Origin of the sequence: Lysinibacillus sp. NPDC093692, assembly GCF_050280125.1 — a bacterium.
In the GTDB taxonomy this organism is placed as follows: domain Bacteria; phylum Bacillota; class Bacilli; order Bacillales_A; family Planococcaceae; genus Lysinibacillus.
In genome coordinates this window covers 197,352-221,461 of record NZ_JBNNUW010000005.1, presented here as the reverse complement: position 1 = coordinate 221,461, position 24,110 = coordinate 197,352, and the positions used below count along the sequence as shown (strand labels likewise).

Sequence of the window (24,110 nt, the reverse complement as noted above, 5' to 3'; positions counted from 1 at the left end):
AGTGATGTGATTGTACATCTGTTTGCTACTGCGGCCCCAGGAAAGCGCTCAGTCGGAACGGAAATCACCCCTACTCGCTTTGCCGAAGAGCTTCATTACCCAATAGTTTTTTGTGATAAAAACCACTAATAGAAGTCCGAAACAGAGTGTATTACTTTCCTGCATTCATCCCTGCGATACGTCCTGTAACGAGTGCAGACGTAATATTATAGCCACCTGTGTAGCCATGAATATCAAGGATTTCTCCACAGAAAAATAAACCATCTTTTTTCTTTGAAGCCATTGTCTTTGGCTCGATCTCTTTAACTGAGACGCCACCACCAGTGACAAATGCTTTTTCAAGAGATTGTGTCCCGCTAACTGTCATTGTGAAATTAACGAGTAATCTAGCTAAGTTGCGGACTTTCTCCTGTGATAATTCAGCGCCTGTCATTTGCACATCGATATTTGCACGCTCACATAAAAATAGTAGCCAGCGTTCAGGAGCAATACCCTTCCATACATTTTTTACAGCTTTTTTGGGATCTTCTTTAACGAGTCTGTTTAAATATTGCAGGCACGTTTCCTCATTATAATCAACAAGTGTTTGAATTCGCATTGTCACAGGCTCGTATCCTGTTTTCATTAATTCTTTCACGATAAATTGACTACAGCGTAAAACAGCAGGACCGCTTAACCCGAAATGAGTAAAAAGCATGTCCATTTGATGTGTTACGAGTGCTTTGCCCTTCTGATTTAAAACAGAGACAGCGACATCGCGTAACGCAAGTCCTTGTAGCTCACGAGCTTGAATGAAGTCTTCTTTTGATAGAACAGGAACCTCAGTAGGGAAAAGTGTAGTAATTTTATGGCCGGCACGCTCTGCCCATGGATAACCATCGCCTGTTGAGCCAGTTTGTGGAACAGCTTTCCCACCAACGGCAACGACTACTGCCTCACTACGAATTTCTGTGCCATCTGTAAGGCGTACCCCGAGTATTTTTTCTTCATCCATCAGAAGCTTATTAACGGGTGTGTTTAAGCGCACTTCAATATGTAGCCTCTGAAGCTGACGAATAAGTGAATCTACAACATCTTGCGCTCGGTTAGATACAGGAAACATACGTCCGTGATCCTCTTCTTTTAATGCCACACCAAGTCCTTCGAAAAATGCAATAATATCTTCGTTATTATAAACCGTGAATGGGCTGTAAAGAAAACGGCCATTTCCAGGTATGTGCTTGACTATTTCTTCAACGGGCAAACGATTAGTGACATTACAGCGACCACCGCCTGAAATGGCCAATTTTTTGCCGAGTTTTGTTCCTTTTTCTAGTAATAATACTTTCTTTTTACGTTCTCCAGCAGCGATAGCAGCCATTAAACCGGATGGGCCACCACCGATAACGATAACATCGTACATATATTTAAAAACTCACTTTCTTTTCAAATTAGGAATCTTTCCTATTATACATGAAGTCTATATAGAGAGGCTTCTTTCGCATTGAAAATACAACAAAAGTATTTTATAATTTCTTATCTTCTACTTTCACGCAGAGCTCGTCATCAAGTGTTGGGGGATGCCATTTGTTAAAACATATGCCATGCCATATTAGTTGATCTTCGTTACGACTGGGCGACTCCTTGGGGCTCATCGGACACCCCCAGGAAAGCGCCCAGCCGGAACGGAAATCAAACCCGCGTTTTAATGAGGAGCTTTCATGTGTGGATTTTGGATGGAAGATGTGAAATTGAAGTGTTTTTAAATGAGATAAAGTGCTCGTTGGTTGAACCAATAATCGGTGTGGAATAAATTCACTGATGAAAGTTTTACTTTATATGTATTGTCGGTATGAAATGAATGTCTTTTCATGCTATTATGGTAAAGGTTATGCACTAAATTATGAGGTGAAAAATAGAATGTGCGGATTTATAGGCTATATTAATGGAACAAATGTGATCGATCATCATCAAACGATCGAAAATATGATGAATACAATTATTCACCGTGGACCTGACAGCGGTGGGATTCACAGTGACGATAAAGTAACTTTAGGATTCCGTCGATTAAGTATTATCGACTTATCAGACGTGGCAAATCAGCCGTTATACAGTGCGGATGGTAACATCGTACTCGTATTTAATGGAGAGATTTTTAACTTCCAAGAGCTACGTGCTGATTTGATTGAAAAAGGTCATATCTTTAAAACACACTCTGACAGTGAAGTTATTATTTATGGTTATGTTGAATATGGTGTAGAATTTGTCAAAAAGCTACGCGGAATGTTCGCATTCTGTATTTGGGATAAAAAGAATGATTTACAATTCATCGCTCGTGATGGCTTTGGTATTAAGCCACTGTATTACACAGAAAACACAACAGATGGTACGTTTATTTTCGGTTCAGAAATTAAATCATTTTTACCACATCCATCATTTATTAAAGAGTTAAATAAAGATGCACTACGTCCTTATTTGACGTTCCAATATTCTTCAATGGACGAAACGTTCTTTAAAGGTGTGTACAAATTACAACCGGCACACTATATTCTTATTAAAAATGGACAAAAGAAAATTGTTCAGTATTGGGATAAAAAATTCCATGCGAAAGAAGCTCCAATCGAAAAGTATGTTGAAGACATTCGTACGACAGTTCGAGAATCTGTAGATGCGCATCAAATTAGTGATGTGAAGGTCGGTTCTTTCTTATCAGGTGGTATTGATTCAAGCTATATTACTTCATTATTACGCCCTGATAAATCCTTCTCTGTTGGTTTCTCTGACTACGAGGATATGTTCAATGAAACAAATTTAGCAAAAGAATTATCGGATACATTAGATATTCAAAATGAGCGTAAATATATTTCGGCAGATGAGTGTTTTGAAGCATTACCGAAAATTCAGTGGCATATGGACGAGCCACAATCGAACCCATCTTCTGTACCGCTATACTTCCTTTCTGAGTTAGCATCGAAGGATGTCACAGTAGTACTTTCAGGTGAAGGTGCGGATGAAATTTTTGGTGGCTATTCATGGTATCAAAACTCTGGCAAAATGCAAAAATATGAAAAAGTTCCATTTGGTATCCGTAAAGCGTTACGTGGCATAGCAGAGGCGTTACCTAAAAATCAATATACGCACTTCCTTGTTAAAGGTGGTCAAACAGTAGAAGAGCGCTTCATCGGGGAAGCGGTAGTATGGGATGAAGAAGATGCATTAAATGTCTTGAAACCAGACTATAAAAATGGTCCATCTGTAAAATCGATTACAAAACGTATTTACGATGAAGTTCCAGGCGATGATGATGTTACTAAAATGCAGTATCTTGATTTAAATCTTTGGATGCCAGGCGATATTTTATTAAAAGCAGATAAAATGAGTATGGCCCATTCAATTGAATTACGTGTACCATTTTTAGATAAAGAAGTGATGGAATTAGCGAAAAACATTCCTTCGAAATATCGAGTAAATGATATTGATACGAAATATGTTCTTCGTCAAGCTGCGCATCAGGAATTACCTGAAGAATGGGCAAAACGTCCAAAGCTTGGTTTCCCAGTGCCAATCCGTCACTGGTTACGTGAAGAAAAGTATTATAAACTGGTAAAAGAAATGTTTACAACTGACTTTGCCAATGAATTCTTTGATACAAAACAATTAGTAGGCTATCTAGATGAGCACTATGAAGGAAAAGCAAATCGTGGGCGTTATATTTGGACAGCCTATGTGTTCTTAGTATGGTATAAACAATTTTTCGTAGATATGTAATAGAGAGGTAGCTTTAATCGGTGGGGGTTTTCGTAATCTCCACCGATTATTTTGAAACTTCTACTTTCCTTTGGGAGGACATAACTGCTATTTTTTTTTGATTGCTAGAACTTTTTAATGTATTTATGCGTCTGTTTACCTAGTAAATATGTTAAGATTACAGATGGTTTACTTATTTAATTTTCTAGGGTTGTTGTTTTCTGAATTTTGTTAATGTAGCTTTGTAGTTTTTACAGCGATAGTAAGCTTTTATATAGCGGCGTTTACAAGTTTTGAAACAAGTGCTTTGGTCGCAGAAAGATCTGCTCAAGAAGTAGCTTAAACCTTGAGTGCGTTGGAATTTTGCCTAGGCATAATTGATTGGCAAATAGTTTATAAGTTTTTCTAAGTGTTAAGATAATGAAAATATTGACTTTAAAATGAATGGATGGTTACAATGTCCAATTTAATGAAAGGTACTGCGATATTAACGATGGGGATGTTTTTATCGAAGGTGCTCGGATTAATTTATATTTTTCCTTTTTATGCGATTGTGGGTGAGGAGAATGTAGCCCTCTATCAATATGCATATATTCCCTACTCGATTATGCTAGCAATAGCCATCTCGGGTGCGCCAATTGCTGTATCCAAGTTTGTTTCTAAATACAATGCAATGGGTGATTATCAATCAGGCCGCAAGCTTATGAAATCAGGCATACTTATTATGATGTGTACTGGGTTAGCGGCGTTTATTGTTCTCTTTTTATTAGCTACACCAATAGCGGGTCTTGTTATTAAAAGTGATGAACAGGCATTTTCGGTAGAACAAATTGCCTCAGTTATTCGCTGGGTTAGCTTTGCGTTAATTGTTGTGCCATTTATGAGCCTTTGGCGTGGATTTTTCCAAGGCTATGACAAAATGGAGCCTACAGCAGTTTCTCAGCTAGTAGAGCAAATTGTTCGTATTGTAGTGTTATTAGGTGGTTCATTCTTAGTTGTAGTAGTTTTTAATGGGAAACCAGAAACGGCTGTTTCCTTTGCGGTGTTTGCTGCCTTTATTGGAGCAATTGGCGGGTTGCTAGTACTCTATTATTATTGGAAAAAATATCAACCTGAATTTGATTTATTGCGCAGTCAAAGTGTTACATCTACACAGCTACCAATGTCCAACATATATAAAGAAGTAATTACGTATTCGATTCCGATGGTGTTTGTAGGTGTTGCTAACCCGTTATTCCAATTAGTGGATATGCTTACGTTTAATGGAGCTATGGCATCTATAGGCTTAGCGGAAGTAACGGATAAGTATTTATCAATGATTAACTTTACAACACATAAGGTTGTCATTATTCCAGTAATGCTAGCTACAGGTTTTTCAATGGCGCTAGTACCGACGATTACAAAATATTTTACGCAAGGTGAATATTTATCGTTACGAAATGCAATGGATAAGACATATCAAATATTAATTTTCATTACATTACCAGCAGTAGTTGGAATTTCGTTGTTATCGAATGAAATATATTTTATGCTCTATTCTGAAAGCGAGATGGGGGCTATGATTTTAGCCCATTATGCACCTGTTGCTATTTTATTTGCATTATTCCAAGTGACTGCAGCACTTTTACAGGGTATTGATTTCCAGAAGTGGATTGTCCTCAGCTTATTATCGGGGATTTTAGTCAAACTAGCGATTAATATTCCGTTAATTCGTTTGATGGAGGCAGATGGTGCACTTCTTGCCACAGCTATTGGCTATAGTGTTTCAATTATCATTAATATACTTGTGCTACGACAAACATTGAACTACAGATCGGAAATGGTTATTCGTCGTGTCATGCTCATTTCTCTTTTGACAGCGATAATGGCGGTAAGTGTATTCATCGTTCATACGCTTTTAGAGTTATTAATGGGACCAGTAAGTGGTAAATTCTCAGCATTAGTTTATTCTATTATTTGTGCTGGAGTAGGTATAGCAGTATATGGCTTCTTGTCTTTACGCCTAGGCTTAGCACAAAAGCTTCTCGGTGAACGATTGACAAGAATAACGAACAAACTGGGATTTAAATAGGAGGTACTAATGCGATTAGATAAATTACTTTCTAATATGGGTTACGGGTCACGCAAGGAAGTTAAATTGCTTTTAAAGCAGAAAGCAGTGACAGTAGATGGCGCATATGCGAAGGATGCAGCATTACATGTTGATCCTGAAAAGCAGGAGGTTTCTGTATTTGGGGAGCGTGTGAAATATACAGAATTTGTATATTTTATGATGAATAAGCCTCCTGGCGTTATTTCTGCAACGGAGGATTTAAGAGATGAAACCGTCATCGATTTGTTAGAACCTTTACATCAGCATTTCCAGCCTTTCCCTGTTGGTCGCCTTGATAAAGATACAGAGGGATTATTGCTAATAACAAATGATGGTTCTTTAGCACATAATTTATTGTCTCCTAAAAAACATGTGCCGAAGGTTTATTATGCAGAAATAGAAGGAATTGTGACTGAGGAAGATTGTGAGAAATTTGCTCAAGGTGTTGAGCTAGATGATGGTTATGTAACCAAACCAGGAGAGCTCATCATATTAAAATCTGCTCAACAATCTGAAATTGAGTTAACGATCCAAGAAGGTAAGTTTCATCAGGTGAAGCGTATGTTTGAGGCTGTTGGAAAACGTGTAACCTATTTAAAGCGTCTATCAATGGGCAACTTAAAGCTAGACGACAGTTTGAATTTAGGTGAATATAGAGAATTAACGGCTGAAGAGCTAGGTTGCTTACAAAATAGGGATTAGAGAATACCTCGATGCTAACGACGATTAGTATCGGGGTATTTTTTATATACATACTTATACCAGTAACTGTATAATTAATGTAATCTATGTGAAAAGCTATTTAGTCTATGGTACTAAAAATCACTAAAAGTTTCGAAAAAATGATGTTGAAAATAAGTAGAGGACACGTTAATGAGAAACCTAAGAATTAAATTATTAATATCTCTAATTGCCTTTGCATTAATACTTGTTGCTGTAATTTTTTATTTCAACAGGCAAATACTTACAGCTGATATTGAAAAACAAGAAGTTATGAATAGAACATTAATAGAAAATCATATTCTGACAGATATGCAAACGGTAGATAATGCACATTACTATTTTGATAAAACTCTCTCTGAGAAAATGGAAGCGTTACTACGAAAACTAATTACATATTATGAAGGAAACCCTCATATAGCAAAGTGGGATTTGGAGAAAATAAAAAACGAGCATGGAATGGATGTGTACATTCTCGATCAATCAAATACTGTAATTTATACAACTTTTGAAAAAGATAAAGGTTTTAATTTTTCTCAATGCTGCACACGTTTTTCTGCTTTACTAGACGAACGTCGAATAAGCGGGGAATACTTTGTTGATGGTATAGATGTTTCAACAACTACTGGGGGATATCGAAAATTTGGTTATTTAGCAACACCAGACAAGAAATATTTATTTGAGGTCGGTATAGACTTACTTAAAGATCCTGTATTCCAAACTTTTAACTTCGAAAAGACTGCTGACTATTTAATTGATAAATATGCTGATTTATTAGAAGTACAAACGATAACTGCGGGAGGGGTTTTCTTTTCTGATTCTAAATCTCGTAAAACTGTAAATGATCAATCGAAAAGATTTCAAGAGCATTATAAGCTAGCCAAAGAAACGATGAAGCCAACGGAATATCAAAAGAAGTTTGAAAATGGTTATATCGAAAAGCATCGTTTTTTACCGTATGAAGCAGAAGCAGAAAAGGTTCGGGGAGAATCCTCGAAAAGAGTTGTATATGTAAAATACGGTAATTTCACAGAAATTAGAGCGCTTACAAAAAATACAAAGCAGTTTCGAATCCTACTGTTTATTGCCTTAGTAACTTCTTTCATCATGCTATTAGTCATTAATAAACTTCTTTCCAAAACGATTCATCTCGCAACATATGATCCATTAACAAATGTTTATAATCGTGCTACCTATATTAGAAAAATGGATAATTTATTAAGAAAAAGGAAGACGAATAAACCAGGTTTATTGTTGTTAGATTTAGATAATTTTAAACAAGTAAATGATCGATTTGGACATGTTGAAGGTGACAAGATTCTGATTGAAACAGCCAGAACTTTAAAACAAGAAGTGGGGAAAAATGGCTTTGTCGTTAGATTTGGTGGAGATGAATTCGCAATTGTTTTATATGATACGGAAGATGAATATATGGAAAAATTAGCGCATTCTATTTTGGAGAAAATTCATCACTTGAAGTTTGCGGATAATATTTCTGTTGATAAATGGTCTGTGCTTTCAGTCAGTTTGGGCGGTGCCATTTGCAGTCATCCAGATGAGTCAGAAAGAAGCTTATTTGATCGTGCAGATAAAGCATTATATCAATCGAAAAATGCCGGTAAAGACCAATACACCATTTATGAAGAAGTTACAGTTGAGGAAGAAAGTTAAAGCCACTTTGAAATTTTGAATGTAATTGTAAAACCAATCATTAGCTCGCTCCAATCCTATTAGTAAGTTCAAGCAAGTATATCAAATGCTTGAGATTCGCTGATAGACATGGAGCGATTTTTTTGTCTGAATGTTAACTCCTTAACAACCCGATTGGTGAAGACTAATAATCAGTCGAGGAAAGAACTCGCTGATTTAATTTATCCCTGTTGTGGCTTATGTTTTGATTTGTAAAATATACAACTGCATAAAACAAGAACAGCAATAACCGCAAACATTGCATTCATGTAATGTGTTAAAAGCCACCCGCCAATAATTGGTCCAATAAAGCCGCCTAAATTTTTAAATTGAGCTGCTCCTAAATAGACTCCCTTTTGAGTATCAGGGGCAATTTCATCAATCATGATGCTCATAGTCGGAAAGGCAAAAATTTCACCAATCGTGAATATAACCATAGCGATCATATATAGTGGATAGTTATTCGAGAAGCCGAATAATAAAAGGCCAAATGCGAAGAACAGAATTCCTACTAATAGAGTAGCCGAAGATGAAAAACGTTCTGAAAGTATACTAATCGGTAATTGAAATAATAATACAACCGCTGCATTTAGTGAAATCAATACAGAATAGAGCTTGGCACCTTCTTCGATTTTAAGTTCAATGATTTGTGGCAGTGTTGAATCAAATTGAGAGTATCCAACATTTATTAAAATTGCCCCGAAAATAAAGCTTAGTAGTACACGATTCGTCAAAAGTATCGTGAAGGTTTGCAGTATTTTTGTAGGTGTTGGAGCTTTTGGTTGCTGCATTTCATAGTGATTTAAAACTAAAAATAAAAATACAGCATAAATAATATACATAATTCCTGTCAGCATAAATGGAATACTTGGGCTAGACAATTGAGAAATATAAACACCAATAACAGGACCGATGACAGCTGCTATGTTAATCGCTGTATAACGAAGCGAGAACAATCTTTTTCGTTTGTCTACAGGCGTAAAATCAATCATTAATGCTTGTGTTGAGGGTTCAAAGAAGGAGCGACATAAGCCATTTAAGGCATTCAATGCTACGAAGAACCAAACTGTATGAGCTGTAGCAAAGCCAAAGAACACAATGCTCCAAACAACAATAGTAAGTAAAATGATGCTTTTCCTGCCAAACCGGTCAGTTAGATAACCACCAAAGAATCCTCCTACAGTGGAGATTAACGGTGCAATACCAATCGTCAAACCTATTTGTAAAGGGGATGCTTCAATTTCATTATGTAAGTAGATGGCTAAAAAGGGCATTGCCATAAAACTTGCTATGCGTGTAAAAATAGTTCCACCTAAAATGATCCAAACTAGAGGATGAAACAGTTTAGAAAGCTTCATAAAAATCCTCCTTCCAAAATGTAGAATGTTTCGATTTTAACGGATTGTTAAGCGATTGTAAATAGTCAGAAAAAACATTTTAATATACCGCCAAGGAAGCAAATGTTGTAAAAATAAATGAATTCTTAGCGGATATAGGGCTTTGTATAAATAAGGTTCATCACCATAATGTGTGTTGATTTCCGACTAGGCGCTTTGTTGCTGACGCTACGCTTTCGCACAGTTAAAACATTTGTAGCTGCCGCTTTGCTTTCGCTACAGAAAACATTTGTTGTTGCTGCCGCTACGTTTTCGCACAGAGCATAGCTTCCTGAAGGCGTCCGATGAGCCGCTCAAGCCAACCGATGTCATCCTCAACTTTAATGATGAGCTAATGAATATTTATCGTTAGAGGGAAATTTCACTAAAAGTAATCGCGATTTTTTTGGAGTATTTACTTGGTAGCTTGATAAATTGTGGGGAATAAAAAAGTAGGAAACAAAAAAAGAATGACCACGACGAAAGGTCATTCTTTTCCAATACAAAATGTTTTACGTGTTACACGTAAAAACTAAGACGTCAATTTTACTTTTTTCTTCGTCGTTGTCCATTTGCCTCGACTTGGACTCATCACCAAATCGTTAAAGGCTAACACGTTCAAATCTCTTTGAACGGTGCGAGGAGTGATACTAAACTCTTCGACTAAATCCTGTGTAGACACGGTTCCTTTGTCTAAAATAAACATGTACACATCTTTAATACGATTAAGCATTCGATCAGTAGTTGGTTTCATAAATGAACCACTCCTTCATCTTAATTTTCTTGGCAAAGACTAGCGGACGACAATATGTGCGGAGTGCACTTAGGCTAATAAGTAGCTGCCTTAGACATCCCCTTTTCTAATTTTATATTCAGAAAAATAGTTCTGATAAGTTCATTATATAGAAAAACAAGTCAGTTTTCTAGTGAATGCAAGAGGAATTTACAAATCAGACATAAAATTTTCACTGTATTTTGTGGGAATACCTGAAAAACGTGCTATATGTGGTAGTGATTGAAGTAAGTTTTTGAAAACTTGCCAGAAAGATGATTGTAAATTATGTTGTAAAGAGTAGAATAATGTTATTACTTTAGAGGAGGTACATCATATGGATTGGTTACAAGCTGCAAAGGAAAGACAAGATGAATTGATACAAGATTTACAGGAGCTTGTGCAAATTAATAGTGTTCTCGACGAGAATACGATCACTACTGAAGTACCTTTTGGTGTTGGTCCATTAAAGGCTCTTGAATGGTTATTAACAAAGGGCGAAGCTGAAGGATTACTAACTAAAAATATTGATAATTATGCTGGTCATATACAGTTGGGCGAAGGTGAGGATTTATTAGGTATTTTATGTCATGTTGACGTGGTACCAGTTGGTGATGAAACAGATTGGACATATCCACCTTTTAGCGGCACTGTAGCAGATGGAAAGCTATTTGCTCGTGGTGCAATAGATGATAAAGGCCCAACAATTGCTGCATGGATGGCCATGAAACTTGTCAAGGATGCAGGTATTGAGCTTAATAAAAGAGTTCGTATGATAATCGGTACGGATGAAGAAACTGGCTTCCGCTGTGTCGACCACTATTTTAAACATGAGGAAATGCCGACGATTGGCTTTGCACCAGATGCGGATTTCCCGCTCATCAATGCTGAAAAAGGCATTGCAGAGCTAGTGTTCTCTCAAAATAGAACAGGCGATGCTTCGAAAGAACAGCTATTACTATTTAATGCTGGAAAGCGACCAAATATGGTACCAGATTTTGCAAAAGCAACAGTTCAATTTGTTTCCGAGCAATTCGAACAGAATTTTCACACATTTTTAAGCAAAAATCAGCTAGAAGGCTCTTTATTAATTGAGGGTTCTCACTATATAATAACTATCAAAGGTAAAGCAGCCCACGCAATGGAGCCGGAAAAAGGTGTCAATGCAGCTGTTTATCTTACAGCATTTTTACAACAAGAGTTGACGACAGAGGCAAGTAAGCAATTTGTCGACTTTACCGCAGATGTTTTTTATCAAGACCATTATGGCAACAAGCTTGATTTACAATTCGAGGATGAAATGTCTGGTAAAACTACATTAAATCCAGGAATTGTAACTTACGATGTAGCTAAAGGTGGTAGCTTGGTCATTAGCATGCGCTATTCTGTCACATATCCGTTTGATGAAAAAATCACGGAAGCACAACGTTTAGCTGTGGCAAAAGGATTTTCATTGGATATTCAAGATGACTCTAAACCTCATTATGTAAGCGAGGATGATGCATTTATCCAAACTTTAGCAAATATCTATAGACGTCAAACAGGAGATTATGAAACGCCTTTACTGTCTACTGGTGGTGGGACGTATGCGCGTGTCATGAAAAAAGGGGTAGCATTTGGCATGTTATTCCCAGGTGAACCTGACGTAGCGCATCGTGCGGATGAGTTTGTCGTCATTGAAAATCTTATAAAAGCAACAGCTATTTATGCTGAAGCAATTGTTGAACTTGCAGGAAATAAATAAATTAGATATGAAAAGGATGAACGAAACATGGCATATTCATTATGGAATGATCAAATCGTTGAAGAAGGATCTATTACAGTATCTCCAGAAGACAGAGGTTACCAATTTGGTGACGGCATTTATGAAGTAATAAAAGTATATAACGGAAATATGTTCACAGCACAAGAACACATTGATCGTTTCTATGCGAGTGCCGAGAAAATTCGTCTTGTCATTCCTTATACTAAAGACGTATTACACAAATTATTACATGAACTTATTGAAAAAAATAATTTAGAAACAGGCCATGTTTACTTCCAAATCACACGTGGTACAACTTCTCGCAATCATATTTTCCCAGATGCAAGTGTTCCAGCTGTATTAACAGGGAATGTTAAAACAGGAGAGCGTTCATATGAAAACTTTGAAAAAGGTGTTAAAGCTACCTTTGTAGAGGATATTCGCTGGTTACGTTGTGATATTAAATCATTAAACTTATTAGGTGCTGTAATGGCAAAACAGGAAGCATCTGAAAAAGGTTGCTATGAAGCTATTTTACATCGCGGTGACATCGTAACAGAATGTTCATCAGCAAATGTTTACGGCATTAAAGACGGTAAGCTATATACACACCCTGCAAATAACTTCATTTTAAACGGTATTACACGCCAAGTTATTTTAAAATGTGCTGAGGAAATTAATTTACCTGTTATTGAAGAACCAATGACAAAGGCTGATTTATTAACAATGAGTGAGATTATTGTGTCATCTGTATCTTCTGAAGTAACACCTGTTATCGATGTTGATGGTAACAAAATTGGTGCTGGAGTTCCAGGTGAATGGACTCGTAAATTACAACAAGCATTCGAGGCGAAATTACCACTTTCTATTTAATGGATAAGTGAATCTTGTAAGAGAGCTACCCTAAACTTTAGGTAGCTCTCTTTTTCTATAGAACAAATTATGGATGTTTTCTCCTGGAACGTCATGTAAAATAAAAACGATGACTACAGTTGTAGAATGATTGCCATCGGGATTTAATTTCAATGAGCAAATGTCGATGTAATGTATGCAATTGTCTATTTCTCTTCATTTAGCAATGTTTGCGACAACGCAATTACGTCAAGGCGAAATTGTTATTGCAATTGATTTGCTTTCTAAGCAAGAGTGGAGAAATTAGCAAATTAGATATAGGGCGAGTAGGATTGGAGTGACCAAAACACATGGCACAATTGGTGAAATTACAAGATTATATTTCACGCTATCAAATTGATTTAGCAAGATATCCAACACAATTTGTACGCTTAAAGCAAAGTCAGTGGGAGCGTGTTAAGCGACAGTGGGAGTTAGGAGAAGAAATTAGCGAGTGGCAACATAACGACGGCGATTCAGAAAATGATTCTTTTGAGGAAAAAGAAAGATTCTCTTTATTCAAAAAAATTTTTGCTGGTCGTCAGAGGGAAGAAATTGAGGATATTGAAGAGGTCGAAATAACGAATGAACTAGTGAGTGATGAAGATAGCATACCAGAAGAAGAAACGACTTTAACATTTGAACCAAAAATTGTTTACGCACCACAATCTATTCATGAATTAAAACGAATGTTTATCGATCAATTTTTCCATTTCCAAATGAAATGGGCAAGTTCAACACTACGTGAAAAGTCGTATGTGGATCCTCGTTTTATGCGTGATCCCTTGTTGCGAAATTTGTTACAAAAATTACCTGATAACTATTTGCTTTTTTATTATCCTATTTTACAAATTAGAAAAGCACCTATAGAGCTTGATGTCGTGCTAATGTCACCGACAGAATGTATTTGTATAACAGTACTAGAAGCTGAAAATCAAGCAGTTTATGTAGGAGGCAGTGAGCGATTCTGGATAAAGAAAGTAGGGACGAAGGATTCAAAAGTACTTAATCCAATGATAAGTTTAAATCGTATGGAGTCCGTATTAACTCAATTATTTAAGCAGGATAATATCAATATGCCGATTCGCAAGGTTATTTTATCACAGAATGGCTATTTCGATTATCCAGGCTCGCCTTACGGAATTCAATTTGTTGATCGTCGAAATTATGGAGAATGGATGGAGCATTTAAGGAAAGTTTCCTCTCCTATGAAGCATATGCAAATTCGTGCTTCTCAAACGATTTTAAGCAATGTACAAACAACTTCCTTTAATCGAGATATTTGGCAGCAATCTTCTCAACCAGCTGGGGATTAGTTAATGCAAGTATTATTTATTGTGAATGAAGCAGCAGGGCACGGGAAAGGTAAAAAAGTTTGGCATCGTCTTCAACAGCATTTAACAATTAACTATGACGTCGCCTTTACAGAATATGAGGGACATGGGCAGGAGCTTGCAAAAAATTGGGCGCAAGATGCTCAAACAAAAAAATTAATTGTTATTGTTGGCGGTGACGGCACAATACATGAGGTTATTAGTGGCGTTGTACATAATAAATTAATAGTTATTGGTGTAGTTCGTGCTGGTTCTGGTAATGATTTTGCACGATACTTTTCTACATTTCAAGATGCCTATCAAATTGAAAGCTATATACAAAATGAAATGGTTCACCTCCCAATGGATGTTGGTGCCATTCAGCTTGGAGATCATCAGCACGAGATATTTGTCAATAATGCGGGTGTGGGCTTTGACGCATTTGTCACTAAACGTATTAATACATCCCGTTTGAAGCTTTACCTCAATAAAATAGGGCTCGGTAAGCTATCCTATGCTGTGGCTGTTGTAAGGGGACTTTTTAGTTTTAGACGCTTTGATGTAAAGATACAAGCGGACAATCAAGAATGGCACTTTCAACAGGCATGGTTTGTTACGATGTGCAATCAACCTTATTTCGGAGGAGGAATGAAAATTTCACCTACTTCTAAACCTGATGATGGTCATTTCGAAATAACAATCGTTCACGGTATTTCCCGACTTAAATTGTTACTAGTATTTGTCACAGTGTTTTTTGAAAAACATACAAAATTTAAAGAGATTACTTTTTTGCAAGGCCATCAATTTAATATTTTCGTGCACGGAAATGATGTTGATTGTCATACTGATGGTAACTATATTGGAGAAATAAGAGAGGGAACGAGGATTCATAGTACAGTGCAACGCGATGCTTGGCAGGTACTATCGGAGAAACATTGATATAATCGGTCTCTAACTAAAAGTTGGGGATGACAATTGTTAAACTATGCTATGCATAAAAGTTGATCTTCGTTACGACTGGGCGACTCCTTGGGGATCAGCGATATAGAGGAACGAAGGCTAAAAGCATCACGTCCTGTGATAACGCCTTCGTGACCAACAACAAAGCGCCCAGTCGGAACGGAAATCAACCCCACGTTATAGTGATGAGACTGAAAAATACCATTTCGCAATAATTTCATGCGAATTTTATAGTAATACGTTATACTATAAAAAATTAATAATTTCATGAAAAAGAAATGAGGAAGAAAATTGAGATTAAGAAATAAGCCTTGGGCGGAGGAAATGATTACGGATCATCCAGAGGTGATTGTTCCAAATCCTGAAGACTTTAAAGGAAATTGGCAGGCTGTTTTCGGAAATGACAATCCACTACATATTGAAGTAGGTACTGGGAAAGGGCAATTTGTCACAGGTATGGCCTTACAAAATCCAGATATAAATTATATTGGCATTGAGCTTTATGATAGTGTAATTGTTTGTGCATTGGAAAAAATTTTAGAGGCTAAATCTCCAGCGAATTTACGACTATTAAAAGTAAATGGCGCAGATTTAAATAAATATTTTGAAAAAAATGATGTGGATCGTGTGTATCTGAATTTCTCAGATCCTTGGCCAAAAACGCGCCATGCTAAGCGACGTTTAACGCACGAGGGTTTTTTGAAATTATATGAGTCGATTTTGGTGGATAATGGGGAAATCCATTTTAAAACGGACAACCGTGGTTTGTTTGAGTATTCATTAATGAGTATATCTGAATATGGTATGTTACTAAAGTATGTATCACTCGACCTACATGCGAATATGCCCGAGGGTAATGTTATGACTGAATATGAGGAGAAATTCTCTGCTAAAGGACAACCAATTTATCGTCTAGAATCGCAATTCTTAACTAACTAGGGGGAGAATGGATGGATCAGTTAAAGTTTCACAATATGTCATTATCATGGCTAAACGGGGGTGTCACTTGCCTTGATGGCGGTGCTATGTTTGGAGTTGTGCCAAAGCCACTTTGGGCACGCAAATATCCAGTCAACGAAAAAAATCAAATCGAGTTACCAACTGAGCCAATATTAATTCAATATGAAGGCAAAAATTATATTGTTGATACAGGCGTTGGTTTTAACAAATTAAATGAAAAGCAGCTACGTAACTTTGGGGTAACTGAGGAGTCAACATTAGCGGCTAGCTTACAGGAGCTAAGATTAACAACTGCTGATATTGATGTAGTATTAATGACGCATTTACATTTTGACCATGCTGGAGGTTTAACGCAATGGGAAGATGATGTACTTGTGCCAACATTCCCGAATGCAAAAATTTTTGTAACGAAAATTGAGTGGGATGAAATGCGTGAGCCAAATATCCGCTCGAAAAATACGTATTGGAAAGAAAACTGGGAGCCAGTCCAGCACTTAATCGAAACGTATGAAGGTACGTTAGAGGTAGCTCCGGGTATTGAAATGATTCATACGGGTGGACATAGTGATGGACATGCCATTATAAAATTGACTCAAAATGGCGAAGTATTATTGCATATGGCAGATATTATGCCAACACATGCACATCAAAATCCATTATGGGTTTTAGCGTATGATGATTATCCAATGGCGAGTGTCTTTGCGAAGGAACGTATAATGAAAGAAGCGTTGGCGAATGGCTACGGCTTTATCTTCTACCATGACGCGTATTACCGCATGATTAAATGGGATGAAACAGGTAAAGAAGTTGTAGATAAATTAGAACGTAGCAGACAAGCTGTTATTACATTCTAAATAAAAAACGTGTGAACCTTTTGTGTTCGCACGTTTTTTATTGCGTTGAAAGTATCAATAAAATTAAGGAATTAAATAAAGTATTGCTCATTTGCAAAATTAGGTTTGATTTCCGTTCCGACTGGGCGCTTTGTAGCTGCCGCTTCGCTTTCGCTACAGAAAACATTTGTTGTTGCTGTCGCTACGCTTTCGCACAGAGCAAAGCTTCCTGGGGGCGTCCGATGAGCCGCTTCACTCGCGTTCCTCTATATCGCTAATCCCTAAGGAGTCGCCCAGTCGTAACGAAGATCAAACGCTTCACATAGTATGTCTCTCTGTTATGCCACTCTAATTTATAGTGATAAAACTGAACTTCAGCATTTGTTTTATATGCAAACGTATGCCATGCATATAAATTATTGAAGTTAAACTGTCGGAACGGAAATCAACTTTACGTTATGGTGATGAGCCTAATTGTCTATACTCCATCTTTTTGACACTTTTTTCGTGAACATTTTGGAAAATATGATACACTAAAAACTATACTAAAACACAAAAGAGAGTTGAAAATACATGGCAACGGAGCAACCATTTTTACCAGTATTACTAGGATCAGATATGAATGCATATGGTATGGCACGTGCATTTTATGAGGCATATGGAATTAAACCACTTGTATTAGGACGTTCACATTTAACGGCAACGCAAGACAGCCATATCATAAATTTCCAAGAAATTGATCGCTTAAATGAACAGGATGTATTTGCACCTGCACTTGCAAAGGTCGCAAAAAAATATTCTGATAAAAAACTATTGTTGTTAGCATGTGGAGATGATTATGCAAAGCTTATTATCAAAAATAAGCCAGCATTGCAGGAGCATTTTACAGTACCATATATTGACGAATCATTAATGGATGAAATTTTATTAAAAGAAAATTTCTATAAAATGTGTGATAAGTACGATTTTAAGTATCCAGGTACGACGACTGTGACAGCTGACAATTACGAAAACTTTACACCACCTTTTGAATATCCAATTATTTTAAAGGCATCGAACTCGGTGGATTACTGGGCATGTTCATTCCCAGGTAAGAAAAAAGTGTTTGTTGCACATGATGAAGCTGAAAAAACAGCTATCTTAAAAGCAATCTATAGCTCAACTTATCAGGATACAATGATTATTCAAGAATTCATCCCAGGTGACGATTCTTATATGCGTGTATTAAATGCATATGTAGGGAAAGACGGCAAAGTGAAGCTAATGTGTCTAGGAAATCCAATCTTAGAAGAGCATTCACCTGAAGGAATTGGTAGTTATGCAGCAATCGTTACAACATACGATAAAGAATTAATGGATCAAGTACGATTCTTCTTAGAGGATATCGGTTATACTGGCTTTGCTAACTTCGATATGAAATACGATATGCGCGACAAACAGTATAAGCTGTTTGAAATCAATTTGCGTAATGGTCGCTCAAGCTACTATGTTACAGCAAGTGGTCATAATTTAATGAAATATGTAGCTGATGACCATATGTTAAATATTGAGCAGGAAGTAACTTATGTTCAGGATAAGCATTTATGGATGATTATTCCTAAAGGTGTATTATTTAAATATGCATCTAATGAAAAGCTTAAACTAGAAGCTAAAAAATTAATTCGTGAAGGGAAATATACAAACTCCCTTTACTATAATCAAGATATGAATGCGAAACGTTGGGTGAAGCTAACGTTAAATAATTTAAATTATTACCGAAAGTATAAAAAGTACTTTAACAATAAAGGTTTGACTGAATAAAACAAAGAAGCCATCTCAATTAAATGAGATGGCTTTTTCGTAGAGTCGGAAAACTAAATTCCTTAATAAATGAGGGGGATTTCCGTTCCAGGCTACTCGCTTTGTTGTTGTTGTCGCTACGCTTTCGCACAGAGCAAAGCTTCCTGTGGGCGAGTGTCGAGCCGCTTCCTCCGCTAAAGGAACGAAGGCTAAATGCGTCATGTCCTGTGACAAGGCCTTCGTGACCAACATCGTGCTACTGCCGCTACGTTAGCACTACGCTTTCGCGCAAAAAACTTCGAGACCTTGCAGCGAAGCGAAGCGGCTCATCGGACGCCCCAAGGAAAGCGCTCAGCCAGAACGAAAATCAACCCCTCGTATTGCAGAAGGGCCACACTTTAATATGACCTTAATTTGATTGATATAATAGTTTTTCAACAACATGAAAGAAGCCCTCTCAAAAACTGAGATGGCTTCTTTTTAGGATTCTATAATATTTGTTCGAGTAATACTGTGTAAGATTATACTTCTTGTAGCTCTACTACAACACCTGAGCGAGCGTCAGCAGCAAATTCAAATGTTTGCATTTCACCCTCGTGTAAACGAGAGATACCTCCACGGTATACAGGAATTGTCATAATGCCGTTTGAGAAATTGTCTGTTTTCATAAAAATCCAAGAACCGTCAATCGGTGAATCTTTTTTAAATTCCTTTTTTATGTTTTCGAGTACTTGTCCTGCAGGTACATACGGAGAAACCTTTTCACTTGCTTCTTTAACAATGACTGCGGCAGCAAGGCCAGTAGCAACACCAATTAAAAAATCACGTAATTTCATGCTCTTTTCCTCCTTTTTCTATAGGTTCATTTTAACATAGCATACAGAGTGAATGCACGTTCACACGTTAGCACTTTTTTATGAAATGTATCATATTTGGAATTTGACATTCAATTTCACCTTGGCATAATTGTTGCTGTCGCTTCGCTTTCGCACAGAAAATAATTGTTGCTGTCGCTACAAATAAATACTTCAGCGAATTTGGGATACACTATGAAGAAAAACTACATGCGCACTTTTTCGCTACTCATTGGAAAATGGGAGTCTTCCGTTGAATATAGATACATATGTTACAATGGACAAGGAAGAATATTCTACTTCGTGGGGAGAGAGTCAACATGAATGAAGAAACATTACAATTATTTAAAACATTAACAGAATTACCAGGTGCGCCGGGTAATGAACATGCGGTACGTGCATTCATGCGTTCTGAGTTGGAAAAGTACTCGGATGAGATCGTTCAAGATAATTTAGGGGGTATTTTCGGTGTAAAGCATAGTGAAATTGCTGACGCACCAAAAGTGTTGGTTGCTGGTCATATGGATGAAGTGGCATTCATGGTTACTTCTATTACCGATAACGGGATGATCCGCTTTCAAACATTAGGTGGTTGGTGGAACCAGGTAATGCTAGCGCAACGCGTTGAGGTATTTACTAAAAATGGCGCGATTCCAGGTGTGATTTCATCAATACCACCACATTTATTAACAGATACTGAACGTTCTAAACCGATGGATATTAAAAATATGCTTATAGATGTTGGTGCAGACAATAAAGAAGATGCTATTGCACTTGGCGTTCGTCCAGGTCAATCAATTATCCCTGTCTGCCCATTTACACCGATGGCTAATCCGAAAAAAATTATGGCCAAAGCTTGGGATAACCGCTATGGCTGTGGACTGGCAATTGAATTGATGAAAGAAGTTAAGGATGAAAAGCTAGCTTCACATTTATATTCAGGTGCGAATGTTATGGAAGAAGTTGGTTTGCGCGGTGCGCAAGTGTCTGCAAATATGATTAAACCAGATTTGTTTTTTGCTCTAGATGCTTCACCTGCAAATGATATGTCAGGTGAAAAAAATCAATTTGGTCAGCTTGGAAAAGGGACATTATTACGTATTCTTGACCGTACGATGGTTACTCATAAAGGCATGCGTGAGTTCATCTTAGATACTGCTGAAACGAATCATATTCCTTATCAATATTTTGTATCACAAGGGGGTACGGATGCAGGACGTGTGCACACAGCGAATGACGGTGTTCCTAGTGCAGTAATTGGAATTTGCTCACGCTATATTCATACGTCTGCGTCGATTATTCATATTGATGACTATGCAGCTGCCAAAGCTTTAATTGTAGAACTAGTGAAAAATGCAGATCGTTCGACATTAGCAACGATTCGCGCTAATGTGTAAAATAAGACATCCGTTGAAATAAGTTAAAAGATGCCTTTAGGGGCATCTTTTTCTATGCAAAGAAAGAGGGATTAGAAAATGAACATAGCTATTGGTACAACAAACAAAGCAAAAACAGAGGCTGTTGAAGTTATAGCTAGAAAGTATTTTGATAAACCAATTTTCACCTGCGTTAAGGCTGCATCACAAGTGTCTGATCAACCGATGACTCATGAAGAAACACGCATAGGCGCAATAAACCGTTCGAAAAACGCAATTGATGAGACGGGTGCCCAACTATCGTTTGGATTAGAGGGTGGAGTGACTGAAATTGATGGTGTGATGTATGTTTGCAACTGGGGAGCTCTTACAGTATCAAATGGCACAACTTATACAGCTTCGGGTGCACAAATTATATTACCAGAAGAAATTGCCCAGGAAATAAGAGCAGGGAAGGAACTTGGACCTGTAATGGAGCAATATACACAACGTAGGGATATCCGGCAAGGTGCGGGAGCTGTAGGTATTTTTACACAAGGATTAGTAAGTCGTCAGATGATGTTCGAACATATAGTTTCACTTCTTGTTGGTCAATATTTATTCTCATTAGCGCATGAGTAGTGTTTGTTAATTAGTAAAAATGGAATAGTGAAGTTGCATAATTGATAAAGCTTTTTTAAAATAGAAAAAGGTTAGCAATGAAAGGAAGAAGAACATGTCTTTTACATCGGTGAGAGTTGTTGGCTTACTACTTTTACTTTTGGGGCTTACTGGTTGTAATCAATCGGTTGATGAACAAATTCAAGATGGACTTCAAAATACGAAGACCGTTTTTGCAGAACAACCAGAGGAGCAAACAGATCGTATTGGGGATGTAGAATTATACTTACCTTCAAACTTTAAAGTTGACGACAGTTCAGATGCATATAATATATTAGTAACGAAAGGAAAAGAGAGTTATATTCTTTTCATTAATGATCGTGAAGATGCAGATAGTAAACTATATTACAATCTATTAAAAGCTGATAGTTCAAAAAACATAATCGAAGAAAATACTTATGAAAAGAATGGTATTTTCGGCTTTGCTGCTGTTTTAAAAACTGATAATGAGAACGAATTTGAGCTTATTGTTAGTAATGGTGGTGTAAAAATGACGACCATTTCTCACGCGAAACATATTAAAGATAATCTACACGAGATGACGAAAATCGTTCATTCGGTTAAGATTAAATAATTGGATAGTTTTGAACAGAGCGGTTCACAAACATGTGAGCCGTTTTCTCTTCATTTGGTATATTTTAAGCTACAATAATAAAGGAACTCAGTTTATAAACGTCACATCCAGTGACATTATCTGCGCAACAGTGCTGAACCTAAATTGATTTTGAAGAAAGGATGTGAGCTAGGTGAAACAAATTAAATCAGAACAACTTGTGTCCCTATTAAAACAACAATTGAATGAGGAAAAGTTTGATTTTGAATTTGACAAAAAGCACGATAAATTACGTCTAAACCATAAAAAAATCGGTAAAGGGATGGAGCTTTCCCTGCCAGGCATTTTAGCCAAATATAATGACAAGCAAGAGGCTGCAATCGATGAAGTCGTTTATACAATCGAGCAAACCTTTAATGCGATGGAGCAAGAGATGGAACAAGGATTCCAAACGACTACAAAAATTTATCCAGTTATTCGTGCGACATCCTACCCTCAAGCTTCAAAGGAGGGGCATGCATTCATCAAAACTGAACATACAGCTGAAACACGTATTTTTTATGCACTTGATTTAGGAAAAACTTATCGTTTTATTGATGAATCCATGTTAGAGGTACTACAATTAACAGTAGAGCAAATTCGTGAAATGGCACGATTCTCTGTAAAGCAACTACCAACAGTTTATAAGAAAGATGAAGTTGCAGGGAATGTTTTTTATTTTGTTAATGCTAATGATGGCTATGATGCAAGTCGCATTTTAAATGAAAGCTTTTTGAATGAAATGCAGACTAAAATTGAGGGTGACATGACGCTATCTGTGCCACATCAGGATGTATTAATAGTAGGTGATATTCGTAATGAAACAGGGTATGATGTATTAGCACAGATGACAATGCATTTCTTTGCTGTCGGTACTGTACCGATTACGTCATTATCTTTTATTTATGAAGATGGGGAACTTGAACCAATCTTTATATTAGCAAAAAACAGAATTAAAAAGGAGCAAGAAAAACAATGAATGTATTTTACAACAAAGAGCATGTAGGCGATGTATTGCTAGTACAATTAGCGACAGAATCAATCGTTAAAACAGTGGTAGAGCGTGCGGGTGATATCGCTATTTTAAAGGAAGCACAAACAGGAGAAATTAAAGCATTTAATTTATTTAATGCTAGTAACTATATACAAACTGAAGCACAAGGTTTAGTTGAAGTTACTCCAGAATTAGCTGCACAGCTAGAGGCAGCTATCACAAAAAACGGAGCTGAACTCAGCTTAGATGTAGATTTTTCTCCAAAATTTGTTGTGGGCTATGTAGAAACAAAGGACAAGCATCCGAATGCTGATAAACTAAGCATTTGTGCTGTAAACGTAGGTGACGAAACATTACAAATCGTATGTGGCGCACCAAATGTAGAGGCGGGCCAAAAGGTTGTCGTAGCGAAAATCGGTGCAGTTATGCCTTCTGGAATGCTTATAAAAGAAGGTAATTTACGAGGTGTTGAATCATACGGTATGCTATGTTCAGCACGCGAATTAGCAATACCAAATGCACCTTCTGAAAAAGGGATTTTAGTATTGCCAGAAGATGCGATAACTGGTAGTGCGTTCGAAGCGCCAACTAAATAAAGTCTTGGGAAACACGGTTTAGCTTTGCGAAAGTAAGCGATAACCCAATTTACACCAATATCAAATTGATTATATGTACTTAAAATCGTTATGCTACTAATATGCTAGTAACATAACGATTTTTTTGTCTAGAATGAGCCTCTAAATACAAGTTTCTATTACATTTTTATGGTATGCTTTTTG

General features: G+C 36.9%; 20 protein-coding genes. 16 read left to right on the top strand and 4 right to left on the bottom strand.

What is annotated here, in order from left to right; all coding sequences use genetic code 11:
* Positions 1 to 151 precede the first annotated feature (151 nt).
* Positions 152 to 1,402, bottom strand: a complete 1,251-nt coding sequence (locus tag ACQKN4_RS08060) for an NAD(P)/FAD-dependent oxidoreductase (protein WP_427483235.1) — start codon at positions 1,400 to 1,402, stop codon at positions 152 to 154.
* 497 nt (positions 1,403 to 1,899) lie between these two features.
* Between ACQKN4_RS08060 and asnB the strand changes: the two genes are divergently transcribed.
* The 4 genes from asnB to ACQKN4_RS08040 all read left to right on the top strand — a co-directional run bounded on the left by asnB (position 1,900) and on the right by ACQKN4_RS08040 (position 8,209).
* Positions 1,900 to 3,747, top strand: coding sequence for an asparagine synthase (glutamine-hydrolyzing) (asnB, locus tag ACQKN4_RS08055; protein ID WP_079561660.1), 1,848 nt, complete (start codon positions 1,900 to 1,902; stop codon positions 3,745 to 3,747).
* A 436-nt stretch (positions 3,748 to 4,183) separates the two neighbouring features.
* The gene (locus tag ACQKN4_RS08050) at positions 4,184 to 5,797 is read left to right on the top strand and encodes a putative polysaccharide biosynthesis protein (RefSeq protein WP_079561659.1); all 1,614 of its coding nucleotides are present in this window, start codon (positions 4,184 to 4,186) and stop codon (positions 5,795 to 5,797) included.
* A gap of 9 nt (positions 5,798 to 5,806) precedes the next feature.
* Positions 5,807 to 6,520 (top strand): pseudouridine synthase, encoded by a 714-nt coding sequence (locus ACQKN4_RS08045; protein WP_427483233.1) that lies wholly within the window; start codon positions 5,807 to 5,809, stop codon positions 6,518 to 6,520.
* 171 nt (positions 6,521 to 6,691) lie between these two features.
* Positions 6,692 to 8,209 carry a GGDEF domain-containing protein gene (locus ACQKN4_RS08040; RefSeq protein WP_205756639.1) on the top strand — a complete coding sequence of 506 codons (1,518 nt, stop codon included), beginning with the start codon at positions 6,692 to 6,694 and terminating at the stop codon, positions 8,207 to 8,209.
* A 200-nt stretch (positions 8,210 to 8,409) separates the two neighbouring features.
* On the opposite strand, the gene ACQKN4_RS08035 is transcribed toward ACQKN4_RS08040, so the two are convergent.
* Positions 8,410 to 9,585, bottom strand: coding sequence for an MDR family MFS transporter (locus tag ACQKN4_RS08035; RefSeq protein WP_427483230.1), 1,176 nt, complete (start codon positions 9,583 to 9,585; stop codon positions 8,410 to 8,412).
* Positions 9,586 to 10,135: 550 nt separating this feature from the next.
* Positions 10,136 to 10,357, bottom strand: coding sequence for a DeoR family transcriptional regulator (locus tag ACQKN4_RS08030; protein ID WP_049667439.1), 222 nt, complete (start codon positions 10,355 to 10,357; stop codon positions 10,136 to 10,138).
* A gap of 355 nt (positions 10,358 to 10,712) precedes the next feature.
* On the opposite strand from ACQKN4_RS08030, the gene pepV reads away from it, so the two are divergent.
* From pepV to ACQKN4_RS07995, 7 genes are all read left to right on the top strand, one after another.
* Positions 10,713 to 12,119 (top strand): dipeptidase PepV, encoded by a 1,407-nt coding sequence (pepV, locus tag ACQKN4_RS08025; protein WP_427483228.1) that lies wholly within the window; start codon positions 10,713 to 10,715, stop codon positions 12,117 to 12,119.
* 27 nt (positions 12,120 to 12,146) lie between these two features.
* Positions 12,147 to 12,992, top strand: a complete 846-nt coding sequence (gene dat / locus ACQKN4_RS08020; protein WP_427483226.1) for a D-amino-acid transaminase — start codon at positions 12,147 to 12,149, stop codon at positions 12,990 to 12,992.
* A 329-nt stretch (positions 12,993 to 13,321) separates the two neighbouring features.
* Positions 13,322 to 14,326 (top strand): nuclease-related domain-containing protein, encoded by a 1,005-nt coding sequence (locus ACQKN4_RS08015; protein ID WP_079561653.1) that lies wholly within the window; start codon positions 13,322 to 13,324, stop codon positions 14,324 to 14,326.
* Between the two features lie 3 nt (positions 14,327 to 14,329).
* Entirely contained in the window at positions 14,330 to 15,262 is a 933-nt protein-coding gene (locus ACQKN4_RS08010) for a diacylglycerol/lipid kinase family protein (protein WP_427483223.1), read from the top strand.
* A 312-nt stretch (positions 15,263 to 15,574) separates the two neighbouring features.
* Complete coding sequence (gene trmB, locus ACQKN4_RS08005; protein WP_427483222.1) at positions 15,575 to 16,222, top strand: tRNA (guanosine(46)-N7)-methyltransferase TrmB; 648 nt, start codon at positions 15,575 to 15,577, stop codon at positions 16,220 to 16,222.
* A gap of 11 nt (positions 16,223 to 16,233) precedes the next feature.
* Positions 16,234 to 17,097, top strand: a complete 864-nt coding sequence (locus ACQKN4_RS08000) for a YtnP family quorum-quenching lactonase (RefSeq protein WP_079561650.1) — start codon at positions 16,234 to 16,236, stop codon at positions 17,095 to 17,097.
* Positions 17,098 to 17,649: 552 nt separating this feature from the next.
* Positions 17,650 to 18,876, top strand: a complete 1,227-nt coding sequence (locus ACQKN4_RS07995) for an ATP-grasp domain-containing protein (protein ID WP_079561649.1) — start codon at positions 17,650 to 17,652, stop codon at positions 18,874 to 18,876.
* Positions 18,877 to 19,376: 500 nt separating this feature from the next.
* Here the strand turns inward: ACQKN4_RS07995 and ACQKN4_RS07990 are convergent, their stop codons facing one another.
* Positions 19,377 to 19,691: a peptidase M4 gene (locus tag ACQKN4_RS07990; protein ID WP_053485038.1), complete on the bottom strand. Its 315-nt coding sequence runs from the start codon at positions 19,689 to 19,691 to the stop codon at positions 19,377 to 19,379.
* Positions 19,692 to 20,029: 338 nt separating this feature from the next.
* Here ACQKN4_RS07990 and ACQKN4_RS07985 point away from each other — a divergent pair, with 338 nt between their 5' ends.
* From ACQKN4_RS07985 to ytpR, 5 genes are all read left to right on the top strand, one after another.
* On the top strand, positions 20,030 to 21,106 hold the full coding sequence (locus tag ACQKN4_RS07985) for a M42 family metallopeptidase (RefSeq protein ID WP_079561648.1): 1,077 nt from the start codon (positions 20,030 to 20,032) through the stop codon (positions 21,104 to 21,106).
* A gap of 78 nt (positions 21,107 to 21,184) precedes the next feature.
* Positions 21,185 to 21,706 (top strand): DUF84 family protein, encoded by a 522-nt coding sequence (locus ACQKN4_RS07980; protein WP_079561647.1) that lies wholly within the window; start codon positions 21,185 to 21,187, stop codon positions 21,704 to 21,706.
* 94 nt (positions 21,707 to 21,800) lie between these two features.
* Positions 21,801 to 22,319 carry a hypothetical protein gene (locus tag ACQKN4_RS07975; RefSeq protein ID WP_427483219.1) on the top strand — a complete coding sequence of 173 codons (519 nt, stop codon included), beginning with the start codon at positions 21,801 to 21,803 and terminating at the stop codon, positions 22,317 to 22,319.
* Positions 22,320 to 22,491: 172 nt separating this feature from the next.
* A complete protein-coding gene (locus ACQKN4_RS07970) occupies positions 22,492 to 23,316 on the top strand; it encodes a DUF1444 domain-containing protein (protein ID WP_427483217.1) in 825 nt (274 codons plus the stop codon).
* Positions 23,313 to 23,927: a YtpR family tRNA-binding protein gene (ytpR, locus tag ACQKN4_RS07965; RefSeq protein ID WP_427483215.1), complete on the top strand. Its 615-nt coding sequence runs from the start codon at positions 23,313 to 23,315 to the stop codon at positions 23,925 to 23,927. The genes ACQKN4_RS07970 and ytpR overlap by 4 nt, the downstream gene beginning before the upstream one ends.
* Positions 23,928 to 24,110: the final 183 nt, after the last annotated feature.